Here is a 13,420-nt window from a genome sequence, read left to right as displayed (position 1 = left end):
CCGCCGACGCCGACCGCGACGTCCGGTTCTTCGAGCCGGTGATCGCCGCGGTGGACGACCTGGCGCCCCGCGCCGAGGTGCTGCGGCCCGGGCTCCTGGTGTTGCCGGTGCGCGGGGCGGCCCGCTACTTCGGCTCCGAGGCCGACGCCGCCGAACGGCTGACCGACGCGGTGGCCGCGGCCGGCGCCGAATGTCAGGTCGGGGTCGCCGACCAGTTGTCCACCGCGGTCTTCGCCGCGCGTGCGGGCCGCATCGTGGAGCCGGGTCAGGACGCGCGATTTCTGTCGCTGCTGTCGATCCGCCAGCTCTCCACCGAGCCGAGTCTGTCCGGTCCGGGGCGCGACGAGCTGACGGATCTGTTGTGGCGGATGGGGATCCGCACCATCGGTCAATTCGCCGCGCTGTCCCGCAGCGACGTGGCGTCCCGGTTCGGTGCCGACGCGGTGGTCGCCCATCGGTTCGCCCGCGGCGAAGCAGAGCGGGGGCCGTCCGGGCGGGAGCCGCCGCCAGAACTGGACGCCGTGCTGGACTGCGATCCGCCGATCGACCGGGTCGATGCCGCGGCATTCGCCGGACGCTCATTGGCCGGCGCGTTGCACCAGGCGCTGATGGCCGCCGGAGTGGGTTGCACCCGGCTGGCCATTCACGCCGTCACCGCCAAGGGCGAAGAGCTGGAACGGGTATGGCGGTGCGCCGAGCCGTTGACCGAGGACGCCACCGCCGACCGGGTGCGCTGGCAACTGGACGGGTGGCTGAACAATCGGACCACTGGTGGCCCGCCGAGGGATGCACCGGTGACGATGCTGCGACTGCAAGCGGTAGAGGTGGTGTCCGCCGGGGCGTTGCAGTTGCCGCTTTGGGGTGGTCTCGGCGAGGAGGACCGACTGCGGGCCCGTCGGGCGCTGGTGCGGGTGCAGGGCCTGCTCGGCCCGGAGTCCGTACAGGTGCCAGTGCTGTCCGGCGGTCGCGGGCCGGCCGAGCGCATCACGTTCACCCCGCTCGGCGACGAGCCCGTCCCACAGGCCGATCCGGATCGGCCCTGGCCGGGCCAACTGCCCCAGCCATCACCCGCGGTGTTGGTCGATGACCCGGTGGAGTTGCTCGATGCCCACGGGAACCCGATACGGGTGACCAGCCGGGGGATGTTCTCGGCCGACCCGGCGCGGCTGACCTCCCGTGGTCGAGACGACAGGCTGCGCTGGTGGTCTGGACCCTGGCCGGTCGACGAGCGGTGGTGGGACGACCGGGGTGGGGCCGGACTCCCAGCGCAGCGGGGGAGCCGCACCGCTCGTGCCCAGGTGCTGCTGGAGAGCGAGCGCGCGCTGCTGCTGTGCTACCGACAGAGGAGGTGGTATCTGGAGGGGATCTACGAGTGACGGGCGTGATCAGGGAGGACAGGCGACCCTGTCGAGCGGTGGCTGGATGCCTATCCGACGGAGCGGTTCTTGCGCTTTTCCAGGAAGTTCGCCCACGAGACGACTTCGGGATGCTGTTTGAGCAAGGCCCGGCGCTGCCGCTCGGTCATGCCGCCCCACACGCCAAACTCGACCTTGTTGTCGAGCGCGTCCGCCGCACACTCCTGCATGACGGGGCAGTGGCGGCAGATAGCCGCGGCCTGGCGTTGGGCGGCACCCTGCACGAAGAGTTGGTCAGGATCTGTGTCCCTGCATAGGGCCTTCGATACCCAGGCCCGTTCTCCAGCGTCCTCTGGATGGGTATTGGTTACGGCGACAAGGTTCGTTCTCCGCGCGACCGGGCGCGTACCAGACATGCGCTTCCCCTTCCTCTCGGCCGCGATGGCGGCCGCCCCCCTCAGGAACGACCATCGTGCGTGATCTGAATCTCGCCGTGCCTTCCAAGTTAAGTACTTAGGCATCAATTCGCAAACAAATCGGAATCTTTTTATGGTACAAACGTGCCATGCTTGTCTTTGCGACATGCCATTCTCCTCGGCCGTCGTGATCTTTGAGCCAGTGCGAGGTGTCGAGAACTCGCCTCCAGCCGCAGCTCATTGAGATGCGCGATGCGCCAGAGTCGTTGGTTGGCAAGTTCTTTGCCGCTGGGGCAGACCCTTGGGCAGACCCTAGGCCGACGAACTGGGTGGCTTTTCCACGACGATGCCCAGTGGGTTGACCGTGCCAAGGGGCCGCGCCGCGGGCGCGGACACGGTTCACGGCGGAGCTGACCCACCTCGAGGCGGTCGGCGGTGCTGGATCAGATTGAAGCGGCCGCCTTCGCGCCGAGCGTGAACTGGGGGCGAGAATTCCGCCTAAATCTCGCCCCCAGATCACGCTCGGCGGGAGAGCGCAAGCCCGCGCGCGAACGCCGCGACCCGTTCGACGAACCGGTCGAAGAACACCGCCGAGTCGACCTCCACGCCGATTTGCGAATTGGGTTCTCGGCTTCCAGACCAGTCGGCGGTCGTCATGCCGTCCGTCGGTCCGACGTCCACCGTCGCGAGCCGGGTTGTCACCAACTGTGGGTCCAGCGCCACCGCGGCGGCCAACGGGTCATGCATATATGCCATGTATCCGTGCCCGCGGTACTCGTGCGACTCGAAGTAAAACCGCATCGCGTCCTCGACCACCCGAAGCAACGGAGACGGAGACGGACAGCCCGACGCGAGCTTGCCCAGGATCTCCGGTGTCATCGCGACGCGCCGAGTGAGGTCCAGCCCGCACACGATCGGAAGTTGTTGCTGTCCCGTCCAGGCCGCGAACACCTCGGCCGCCGCCTCGGGATCCACCCTGATGTTCCATTCGGCCACCGAACTGACCTGGCTGTCGAACACGCCGCCCATGATCACCAACCGACCCAACAGCGTCGGTAGGGCGGGTTCCGCACGCAGCGCCAGTGCCAGGTTGGTCAGCGGCCCGGTGACCAGGCCGATCAGCTCGCCGGCATGGGCGTGCGCCGCATGCAGCCAGGCCGTGGCGGCGTCGTAGCGGGTCAGTTGCCGCCGGGTAGCCGGCAACTTGGCATACCCTAAACCGTTGGGCCCGTGATATTTTGCGTGGTTATGCCACCGGCCGCTCAGCGGTTCGTCAGCACCTTTGGCTACGGGTATGTCTGCGGCTCGGCACAATTCGAGCAAGCCGAGATTGTTCGCGCAGACCTGCTCCACCGCGATGTTTCCGCCGGTCGAAGCGATGCCCACCACCTGTGCGTCGGCGCTGGCCAGCAGATATATCAACGCCATGGCATCGTCGATACCGGTGTCGACGTCGACGAACACGGCGCTCACCGTGGTAACGATATACCGGGAAGCTGTCCGAATTTCGCGAGACAGACTCATCGATGCGGGAAGACGGCTTCAATTTGGAGACGCGTCTGTCCGCCTTCCGGCCGTGGGAGGCCCACAGGCAAAGAATGGCTACCAGTGCACGCCTGGAATGCGGCGCACCAACCGCTTGACCGGCCTGGGGACACCCATCCGGGTAACGGCGCGGGCGGGGCGGTTGGGCCTGCGGGGTGCCGCCGCATCTTGCACATCGGACGAAACCCCGCGCGCCGCAGGCGAATCGGGGTAGCCGAGATAGAGCTGGTGCAGAAGTCGTCGCGATATCCTCGGCGCGAAATAGTTTCCGGCCTCGGCCAGGGTGCCCAGGGGGGTGTCGATGCGCGCCGGTTTTTCGATCAGGCCGCGCACGACCATCGCCGCCGCGCGTTCCGGGCTGATCGCCGGCACCGGGTTGAGCCGTCTGGACGGCACGATCATCGGCGTGGCCACCAGTGGCATGTGGATGTTGGTGAAGGTGATGTGGTCGGACAGCGTCTCGGTGGCGACCACGTCGGCGAACGCGTCCAGCGCTGCCTTGGTCGGCAGGTACGAGCTGTACTTGGGATTGCGGGCTTGCACCCCGGCACTGGACACGTTGACGACGTGACCGAATCGGCGTTCACGCCAGTGCGGCAACAGCGCTAAAACCATCCGCACCGAGCCGAAGTAGTTGACCGCCATCACCCGTTCGTAGTCGTGCGTTCGGTCAGTAGCGTTGACAACCGACCGGCGAATCGAACGGCCGGCGTTGTTCACCAGGTAGTCGACGTGATCGAACCGACCCAGGATGTCCTTGACGGTGTGCTCTACCGACACCGAATCGGTGACATCGCAGGTAAAGGCGTGGGCTTGTCCGCCATTGGTGCGGATCTCGGCGACCAGCGTGTCCAGCGCTTCAGCGTTGCGGGCCAACGCGAACACCGTCGCGCCGCGTTCCGCGACGGCGATCGCCGAAGCGCGTCCGATGCCACTGGACGCGCCGGTGATGATGACGTGGCGGCCGACCAGCGGCCCGTTGGGATCGTCGCGCCGGGCACGGTTGGGATCGAGATGCTCTGCCCAGTACCGCCACAGCTTGGGTGCATAGCTCTTGAACTCGGGACAGTCGATACCGGTGCCGTGCAACGCCTTTCGGGTCGCATCGGACGCGAAGGTGGGGGCCAGGTCGACGACGTCGAAGACCTCGGCGGGGATCCCCAGCTGGGTGGCCGCCATGTTGCGCAGCACCTTGGCGCGACCGCGGACCTTCAGCACCGGCGTCGCCACCGAGCGTGGCAACGCCCCACGCACCGGCGGCAGTCCGGCCGCGCGGGCGATCCCGCGGTAGATGCCGCGCAGCCCGATGGTCTTCGGCGCGGTCAGATGAAACGCCCGCCCGTCCAGGCCGTCGGCGTGCATCAGCGCGACCAGCGCGTTGGCCACGTAGTCGACGGGGACGATGTTGGTGCGCCCGGTGTCAGGCAGCAGCATCGGGGTCAACGATGGCAACGCGGCGAGCTTCGCCAGTGCGCCGAAGAAGTAGTACGGCCCGTCGATCTTGTCCATCTCGCCGGTGCGTGAATCGCCGACCACGACCGCCGGCCGATAGATCCGGTAGCGCAGTCCGGGTGTGCGGCGCACCAGCGACTCGGCCTCGAACTTGGTCTGGTGATAAGGGGTCGGCAGTTGCTGGCCGACGTCGAAGTCGTCCTCCGTGTACTCCCCGCGGAAATCGCCGGCAACCGCGATCGACGACACGTGGTGAAACGTGGCGCCCAGTCGGCGCGCCAGGTCGATGGCGGCGCGGGTGCCCTCCACGTTGGCCGCCCGCTGCTCGGGCTCGCCGGCGGTGATGTCGTAGATCGCCGCACAGTGCACCAGATGGTCGACGTCACCGAGCTCCGCGAGGGCCGCGTCGGCCAGTTCGAGCTCTGTCAGATCACCGACCAGCGGTTTGACCTGTTCGTTCCACGCGGTCGTCAGGCGTTCGAAACGGCCGAGCGACTCGCGGCGGACCAATACCCAGACCTCGGCGTCGGGTCGGGTGTCGAGCAGACGGGAGATAATTCGACGCCCAATAAACCCGGTACCGCCGGTAACGACATACCGCATGCAGCCCATCGTGGTGGCTGGCGCCGCAAGCGTCAACTGTGCCGCGCCCGGCTGCGCCGCGCTCGCGACCGCCGCGGTTTGGATGGCGACGGCCCGCCGCGCCCGGCTGCGCCGCGCTCGCGACCGCCGCGGTTGGAAGTCGACGGCCCGCCGCGCCCGGCTGCGCCGCGCTCGCGACCGCCGCGGTTGGAAGTCAGCTGAAGTTGCGGATGCCGTCCCACTCCACCAGCGACCAACCGGTCGACGGGTTGCCGGTGATCACGACGCGGCCGATATTCGGCAGGGGATGGCTGGTCAGCAGGTTGGACCTGGCATTCTTTGCGTTCAGCAGCGTCCAGATCATGATCGCCTCGCCCTGGGAGAACACGACCGCCTTGCTGTGACCGCTGTTGTAAATCTTGTTGACCGCGCCGGTGAACTGGTCGTTGAACGCGTTGCCGCTGATGGACCCCGGGATGCTGTCGGTGACATCGCCGTTCGTCCAGTTTGTCGGCGCCATCAAATATGTCGAGCTGGCCATCGACTGTGATTTGCCGTTGTACCAGCCGGCGTTGATGGACTGCAGGCCGGTAACAATTTCGGTTCGCTTACCGAGTTCGCTGGCCAGCGGCGCCGCGGTCTGCTGGGCTGCTGCGGCATCGGAGGAGTAGATGCTGTCGATGTCGATGTGGGGAAGTTGATGCACCAACTGTTGGGCCTGCCCTTTGCCGTCGGTGCTGAGGTCGGGTCCGGGCACGTCGGTGTTGATGACCCCGTCGGCGTCGGCCTGCGACTGCGCGTTGCGAACGAAGGTCAGGGTGATACTGCGCGCTTGCGGGGATCCGCCGCAGGCACCGACGATTACCGTCACGGCGAGCACAGCCGCCGCCTTCCAGAGCATCGCGCGCGTGGGCATGGCCGTGAACATCGCCCTAGCCTGCCCTGCCGAAGGTGCCGGTGTGAAGGGTTTGCGATGGTTGGTTGCGCAAAAGGCCAGAATTTCAATCGAAGGAGATCCCCATGGCCATTGATCCGAATGCCGTCGGCGCGGCGACCGACCCCATCCTGTTCGAATGGACGGATCGGGACACGCTGCTCTACGCGCTGGGCGTCGGCGCGGGGACCGAGGATCTGGCCTTCACCACCGAGAACAGCCACGGCATCGAGCAGCAGGTGCTCCCGACCTACGCCGTGATTTGCTGCCCGGCGTTCGGCGCGGCCGGGAAGGTGGGCAGCTTCAACTGGGCCATGCTCCTGCATGGATCGCAGGGTGTTCGGCTGCATGCGCCGCTGCCTGCGGCGGGCAAGTTGTCGGTGGTCACCGAGGTCACCGACATCCAGGACAAAGGTGAGGGCAAGAACGCGATCCTCGTGTTGCGCGGCCGTGGCACCGATCCAGACACGGGTTCGCTGCTCGCCGAGACCACGACGACCCTGGTCATCCGCGGTGAAGGCGGCTTCGGCGGCGTGCCGGGAGAGCGGCCGGTGGCGCCGGAAATCCCGGACCGCGAACCGGACGCCCGCGTCGACCTGTCCACCCGCGAGGACCAGGCGTTGATCTACCGGCTCTCCGGTGACCGCAACCCGCTGCACAGCGACCCGTGGTTCGCCAAGGAGCTGGCCGGGTTTCCCAAGCCGATCCTGCACGGGCTGTGCAGCTATGGCGTGACGGGTCGCGCGCTGGTTGCCGAGCTGGGCAACGGCGTGGCCGGCAACGTCACCTCGATCGCGGCGCGATTCACCTCGCCGGTATTCCCGGGGGAGACGCTGTCCACGGTGATCTGGCGTACCGAACCGGGCAAGGCGGTGTTCCGCACCTTGGTCTACGGATCCGACGGTTCGGACGCCCGGGTGGTAATGGACGACGGCACGGTGGAGTACGAGGGGTAGTTCGACCGGCGCCAGCGTTACGCCACTGCGAAAAATGTGCCGGATCTTCGCAGTGGCGTCACGCTGGCGCGCTGGCGTAACGCTGGCGCGTTACGCGGCCGCGAGCGTCGCGGCAATCTACTTCACGCGGGCCTCAGTTAACTGACGCGCCAGCCTTTCGGTGAACTCACCGACCGCCGTCGGACTGTCGAGGGCAAACAGCGCGGCGGTGGCGCGGTCGCCGTCGTCGTTGTGCCGCACCACGATTGGAAGACCATCGTGGCGCACCGCGTCGAACGCGTCCTCGTCGGTGATGTCGTCACCCAGATAGATCGGCGTCAAGAGGCCAGAGCCCGCGTGCTGCAGGTGATCGAGAACCCAGCGAAGTGTCTTCCCCTTGTCCCAGTCCAGATCCGGGCGCAGTTCGATGACTTCCCGGCCAGTGGTTACCCGCAGCGCATCGCGCTGGCCCGCGGTCCGCACCGCAGCGAGCACCGCACCGACCCGGTCACGGGCGGCATTGCGGTAGTGCACCGCGACACCAAATCGCTTGTGCTCCACAACAACACCGGGAATATGGCCGAGCTGGCCGCGAAGCTGCGCGGCCGCCTGTTCCAGCACCGGTATGCTCGCCGCCGCCGCGTCGTTCTGGTGATGGGTGCCGTCGGGGGCGGTCAGCTCGAAACCATGGCTGCCCGCATACCAGATACCGGACAGGCCAACGCGATTGGTCACATCGCCTAAGTCGCGCCCGGACAGCACCGCAACCGGACAGTGCGCGGCCAGGTCCGCTACCGCCTCGGCCGCGCCCGCGGCCGGCCTGGCCGAGTCGGGGTCGTCGACGATCTCCGACAGCGTGCCGTCGAAGTCAAAGAACACCGCCGGATGCCGGGCCGTGAGGCCGTCGACCAGGCCGAGGGCCTGCAACGCGTCGGGAAGCTGCGACATCCGTTGGTCCCCGGCTCGCACGATGACCTCACGCAGGTCGGTGACCACGACGTCGGCGCCCCGGTTACGCAGCGCATCCCGATTCCCGCTCGGGTCGACCCCGACAATCAGCGCGAAGCCTCCGTCGCGGCCGGCCGTGACGCCCGCTTCGTCGGCTGCGACCACGGCGCACCGGCCGGCCCGCACCGCCAGTCTGTCGGCGGCTTCGATCACATCCCCGAAGACGCCGGTGCCGACACCCACTTCCTGCAGTTGCCGGATCAGCGAATGCGTCACGTCCAGCGCGGAATCGAACAACACCGCGTCATGGCGGCGTGGGTCGATAGTGACCGGCATTGACCCACCTTCTCACGGGGTCAATCGCGCGCGGTGTCCGGCTCAGCGGCGCGTCCGTGCGGCCGGTGCGGACGGTCGCCATCGGTGTGCGCCGCTGGTTGACGCGCGCGAGGGGCGCTTGCGGCGGTCCTTAGTGAACAGCAGGACGGAGTCCTGGCTCAGTGCGACCAGCCGCGCCATCCCGAGCTCGATTCCGGCGGCAAGCCGCTCCATCTCGGGGCCGGCGTTGTAGTCGGCGGTGATGCCGAATACCAGCTCGTCGCCGTAGCTGAGCACCGCGACCCCGGTACTGGGCTGCCGCGGGCCGTGGGGGAGCGGCAGCAAGCGCTTGATCGGCTGGTCCATCAGCCGCAGCAGGTGCCGGGGCCCGGGCGTGCTGGTCGCCAGCGTCACAATCCCGCGCTGCGGGATACGAGTCAGCAGTTGAATCACCCTGGCGCCCAACATGAACGGTAGGAGGTCTGAGATACGACCGGACTGGTGCGGGCCCGGCCTGGCATGGCGCAACTGGTACACCGCGCGCAGTCGTTGCACCGGGTCGTCGTGCTCGACCGGCAACTTTTCGAGCGCTCCGGTCGTGAGGAACGAGTCCGCTCGCGGTTGCTGGCCCCGATGGAGCAGCTGCGTCCGGAACCCCTCTGTGAGGGCCGCCATCGCAACATCGTTGGTGGCCACGCCGAATTTGCGGCAGACGCTGTCGACAGCGGTGATCGGAATCCGCACCGTGCTGTACCGCCGCATAGCGGTGGGCCCGGTCGGTGTAGTCCCGATCACGCTCGCGGCGCTTTCGGCAGCGCTCACGACGGCCCGTGTCAGGATCCCGACTGCCGCCGCGGGGACCTGCCACAGGGCGTCGGTCCAAACGTGCGTGTGGATGTCTGACGACGAAACCGGCTTGGCGGCAACGGGTTCAGTGAAAGCATTACTTCCGGCATCATCGCAGATCCTGGCGAGCAGGTGGGCCGCCGAAATGGCGTCCGCCATCCGCGGGTGGACCTTCATCAGTATCGCCCACTGATTGTCCTTGAGCCCCTCGATAATCCAGCACTCCCACAGCGGACGATCCAGGGCGATGGGACGCGCGAGGGCGTTGGCAATGGCTTCGAACAGCTTGGCTTCGTCGCCGGGCCGGGGCAACGCCACGTGTCGTACGTGCTGCGCGAGGTCGAAGTCGGGGTAGTCGGTCCACTGCGTCCCCCACACCTGTGTGCAGCAGTGAATTGTCTGAATACGTTCCGCGAGAACGGTTTTGACCAGTCCGTAATTGGGAGTCGTACCGTTGACGATGGCCACTGCGCCAATCGCCGTGCCCGCGTGCTGATCCGGAGCTGAAACGTCGCGCGAACACGCATCCAGAGACGTCCGTTGTGCCATGACAAGTCCCCACCCGTCGTTTCTCAATGTGTACCAGTATCCGTCGGGCGCGTGCGCCGCGATAGGGCGGCCAGGTTAAGAACGTGTTGTCAAGTTAAAGATGTCTTTAACTGCGCCTATAGGTTTCTTTCCGTGTGGTCCGCGAATTGTGTTCAAGTGGCTTTTTAGTAGGCTCCGCCGGGGCGATTCGGTCGGACATTTTCAATCGAACAAAGTTTCGATACTCTGATCGAGTGGGATGGCACAACGGGCCGCCGAGCTGGGCGGAAATGGAGCGGGTGCTCGACAGCAAGCCGCGCCACGCCGGCGTCCCGGTGGCAGCAGGTCCCGCGGAAGATGGTCCCCTGTCCCGCAAACGCGGGACCTACCGGCCACGAGATGACGGCCGGATGGCCCGCTCGGCCGTCCCGTATGCCGAGCTGCATGCCCATTCGGCATACAGCTTCCTCGACGGGGCCAGCACTCCGGAGGAACTGGTCGAAGAGGCCGCCCGGCTGGACCTGCGCGCGCTGGCACTGACCGACCACGACGGCCTCTACGGGGCGGTGCGATTCGCCGAGGCCGCCACAGAACTCGGCGTGCAGACCGTTTTCGGCGCCGAGTTGTCGCTGGGATCGGTTGCCCGCACCGAGGATCCGGATCCGCCAGGCCCGCACCTGCTGGTGCTGGCCCGCGGATCAGAGGGCTACCGGCGACTGTCGCGGCAACTGGCCGCAGCGCATCTGGCCGGCGGCGAGAAGGGCAAGCCGCGTTACGATTTCGACGCGCTGACCGAGGCGGCCGGCGGCCACTGGCATATCCTGACCGGCTGTCGGAAAGGCGCTGTGCGCCAGGCGCTTTCCGAGGGGGGTGTGGGGGCGGCGGAGCGAGCGCTGGCCAATCTGGTGGACCGGTTCACGGCCGAGCGGGTCAGCATCGAACTGACCCACCATGGCCAGCCGCTCGACGACGAACGCAACGCGGCGCTGGCCGCCCTCGCACCGCGCTTCGGTGTCGGCGTCGTCGCCACCACGGGGGCGCATTTCGCCCACCCCGCACGCAGCCGGCTGGCCATGGCAATGGGGGCGATCCGGGCCCGGCAGTCCCTGGACGCCGCCGCCGGGTGGCTGGCCCCGCTGGGCGGCTCACACCTGCGGTCCGGTGCGGAGATGGCCCGGCTGTTCGCGCAGTGCCCCGAGGTGCTGGCCGCCGCGGTGGAACTCGGCGAGCAGTGTGCGTTCGGACTGGCGCTGATCGCGCCGCAGCTGCCCCCGTTCGACGTGCCCGACGGGCACACCGAGGACAGCTGGCTGCGGTCCTTGGTGATGGTGGGCGCGCTTGACCGCTACGGGCCGGCCGAGCAGGCGCGGAGAGCATACGCCCAGATCGAACACGAGCTGAAAGTCATTGCGCAACTGAAGTTTCCCGGCTACTTCCTGGTGGTGCACGACATCACCAGGTTCTGTCGGGAGAACAATATCCTGTGCCAGGGCAGAGGATCGGCGGCCAACTCCGCGGTCTGCTACGCCCTGGGTGTCACCGCCGTCGACCCGATCGCCAACGAGCTGTTGTTCGAGCGCTTCTTGTCACCGGCCCGCGACGGCCCGCCCGACATCGACATCGACATCGAGTCGGACCAACGCGAGAAGGTCATCCAGTACGTCTATGACAAATACGGCCGCGACTATGCCGCCCAGGTCGCCAACGTCATCACCTACCGGGGGCGAATCGCGGTGCGCGACATGGCCCGCGCCCTCGGCTTTTCGCAGGGGCAGCAGGACGCGTGGAGCAAGCAGATCAGCCACTGGAACGGGCTTGCGGATTCGGCCGATGTCGAGGACATCCCCGGACAGGTGGTCGACCTGGCGAACCAGATCCGGAATCTGCCGCGACATATGGGCATCCACTCCGGTGGCATGGTGATCTGCGATCGCCCGATCGCCGACGTGTGCCCGGTGGAGTGGGCGCGTATGGAGAACCGCAGCGTCCTACAGTGGGACAAAGACGACTGTGCGGCAATAGGTTTGGTGAAGTTCGACCTGCTCGGGCTGGGTATGCTCTCGGCGTTGCACTACGCGCAAGACCTGGTGGCCGAGCACAAGGGCATCGACGTGGATCTGGCCAAACTCGACCTCTCCGAGGCTGCGGTGTACGAGATGCTGCAGCGCGCCGATTCCGTCGGTGTGTTCCAGGTGGAGTCACGCGCGCAGATGGCCACCTTGCCCAGGCTCAAGCCGCGGGAGTTCTACGACCTAGTGGTCGAGGTGGCGCTGATCCGTCCCGGGCCCATCCAGGGCGGGTCGGTGCATCCCTACATCCGGCGGCGCAACGGCATCGACAAGGTCGTCTACGATCACCCGTCCATGGCGTCGGCGCTGCGAAAGACGCTGGGAGTTCCGCTCTTTCAGGAGCAGCTCATGCAGCTCGCGGTCGACTGTGCGGGCTTTTCGGCCGCCGAGGCCGACCAGTTGCGGCGCGCCATGGGGTCCAAGCGTTCGACCGAGCGGATGCGACGGCTGCGCGGCCGGTTCTACGACGGCATGCGCGCGCTGCATGGCGCCCCCGACGAGGTGATCGACCGGACCTACGAAAAGCTGGAAGCCTTCGCCAATTTCGGCTTCCCGGAAAGCCATGCGCTGTCCTTCGCGTCGCTGGTGTTCTACTCGTCGTGGTTCAAGCTGCACCACCCCGCGGCGTTCTGCGCCGCGCTGCTGCGCGCCCAGCCGATGGGCTTCTATTCCCCACAGTCGCTGGTGGCCGACGCGCGCAGGCATGGCGTAACCGTGCACGGGCCGTGCGTCAACGCCAGCCTGGCGCACGCCACTCTGGAAAACGGCGGAACCGAGGTGCGCCTCGGCCTGGGTGCGGTTCGTCATATCGGTGACGACCTCGCCGAGCGGTTAGCCGAAGACCGAAAAGCCAACGGCGCGTTCACCTCTCTGCTCGATCTGACATCCCGGCTGCAGCTTTCCGTGCCGCAGACCGAAGCGCTGGCGACGGCCGGGGCGCTGGGCTGCTTCGGGATGTCGCGGCGGGAGGCGTTGTGGGCGGCCGGGGCCGCGGCCACGCAACGGCCGGGCCGGCTGCCCGGGGTCGGCTCATCGTCACACATCCCCGCGCTGCCGGGGATGAGCGAGCTGGAGCTGGCCGCCGCCGACGTGTGGGCCACCGGCATCTCCCCGGACAGTTATCCGACCCAGTTCCTGCGGGCCGACCTGGACGCGATGGGGGTGCTGCCCGCCGCCACGCTGGGGTCGGTGCCTGACGGCGACCGCGTGCTGATAGCCGGTGCGGTGACCCACCGGCAGCGGCCCGCGACGGCCCAGGGCGTGACGTTCATCAACCTCGAGGACGAGACCGGTATGGTCAACGTGCTCTGCACGCCGGGGGTGTGGGGACGGCACCGCAAACTGGCGAACACGGCGCCGGCGCTGCTGATCCGCGGCCAGGTCCAAAACGCTAGCGGCGCAATCACTGTCGTCGCGGAGCGGTTGGGCCGCATCTCCTTGGCGGTCGGCTCGCGCTCGCGCGACTTCCGCTGAGTCCCCGCGCCCACTGTGAAAC

The 13,420-nt window shown here is 67.4% G+C and carries 9 protein-coding genes; 3 read left to right on the top strand and 6 right to left on the bottom strand.

What is annotated here, in order from left to right; all coding sequences use genetic code 11:
• Positions 1–1,376, top strand: a 1,376-nt coding sequence (locus JO236_RS01895; RefSeq protein ID WP_293323946.1) for a DNA polymerase Y family protein, incomplete at its 5' end; no start/stop codon positions are given.
• Positions 1,377–1,426: 50 nt separating this feature from the next.
• On the opposite strand, the gene JO236_RS01890 is transcribed toward JO236_RS01895, so the two are convergent.
• From JO236_RS01890 to JO236_RS01875, 4 genes are all read right to left on the bottom strand, one after another.
• Positions 1,427–1,771, bottom strand: coding sequence for a WhiB family transcriptional regulator (locus JO236_RS01890; RefSeq protein WP_293323944.1), 345 nt, complete (start codon positions 1,769–1,771; stop codon positions 1,427–1,429).
• Between the two features lie 516 nt (positions 1,772–2,287).
• Positions 2,288–3,244, bottom strand: coding sequence for a nucleoside hydrolase (locus JO236_RS01885; protein ID WP_293323942.1), 957 nt, complete (start codon positions 3,242–3,244; stop codon positions 2,288–2,290).
• Between the two features lie 129 nt (positions 3,245–3,373).
• Entirely contained in the window at positions 3,374–5,371 is a 1,998-nt protein-coding gene (locus JO236_RS01880) for an SDR family oxidoreductase (RefSeq protein WP_293323940.1), read from the bottom strand.
• 193 nt (positions 5,372–5,564) lie between these two features.
• Positions 5,565–6,266 (bottom strand): histidine phosphatase family protein, encoded by a 702-nt coding sequence (locus tag JO236_RS01875; protein WP_293323959.1) that lies wholly within the window; start codon positions 6,264–6,266, stop codon positions 5,565–5,567.
• 104 nt (positions 6,267–6,370) lie between these two features.
• Between JO236_RS01875 and JO236_RS01870 the strand changes: the two genes are divergently transcribed.
• Complete coding sequence (locus JO236_RS01870) at positions 6,371–7,240, top strand: MaoC/PaaZ C-terminal domain-containing protein (RefSeq protein WP_293323938.1); 870 nt, start codon at positions 6,371–6,373, stop codon at positions 7,238–7,240.
• 117 nt (positions 7,241–7,357) lie between these two features.
• Here JO236_RS01870 and otsB read toward each other — a convergent pair whose 3' ends face one another.
• Positions 7,358–8,503 carry a trehalose-phosphatase gene (gene otsB, locus JO236_RS01865; RefSeq protein WP_293323935.1) on the bottom strand — a complete coding sequence of 382 codons (1,146 nt, stop codon included), beginning with the start codon at positions 8,501–8,503 and terminating at the stop codon, positions 7,358–7,360.
• 42 nt (positions 8,504–8,545) lie between these two features.
• A complete protein-coding gene (locus JO236_RS01860; RefSeq protein ID WP_293323933.1) occupies positions 8,546–9,877 on the bottom strand; it encodes a wax ester/triacylglycerol synthase domain-containing protein in 1,332 nt (443 codons plus the stop codon).
• Between the two features lie 233 nt (positions 9,878–10,110).
• Here JO236_RS01860 and JO236_RS01855 point away from each other — a divergent pair, with 233 nt between their 5' ends.
• Positions 10,111–13,398 carry an error-prone DNA polymerase gene (locus tag JO236_RS01855; RefSeq protein ID WP_293323931.1) on the top strand — a complete coding sequence of 1,096 codons (3,288 nt, stop codon included), beginning with the start codon at positions 10,111–10,113 and terminating at the stop codon, positions 13,396–13,398.
• The last annotated feature ends 22 nt before the right edge of the window (positions 13,399–13,420 follow it).

Origin of the sequence: Mycobacterium sp., from assembly GCF_019247635.1 — a bacterium.
Taxonomy (GTDB): Bacteria; Actinomycetota; Actinomycetes; order Mycobacteriales; family Mycobacteriaceae; genus Mycobacterium.
This window is presented reverse-complemented; position numbering and strand designations above follow the sequence as displayed.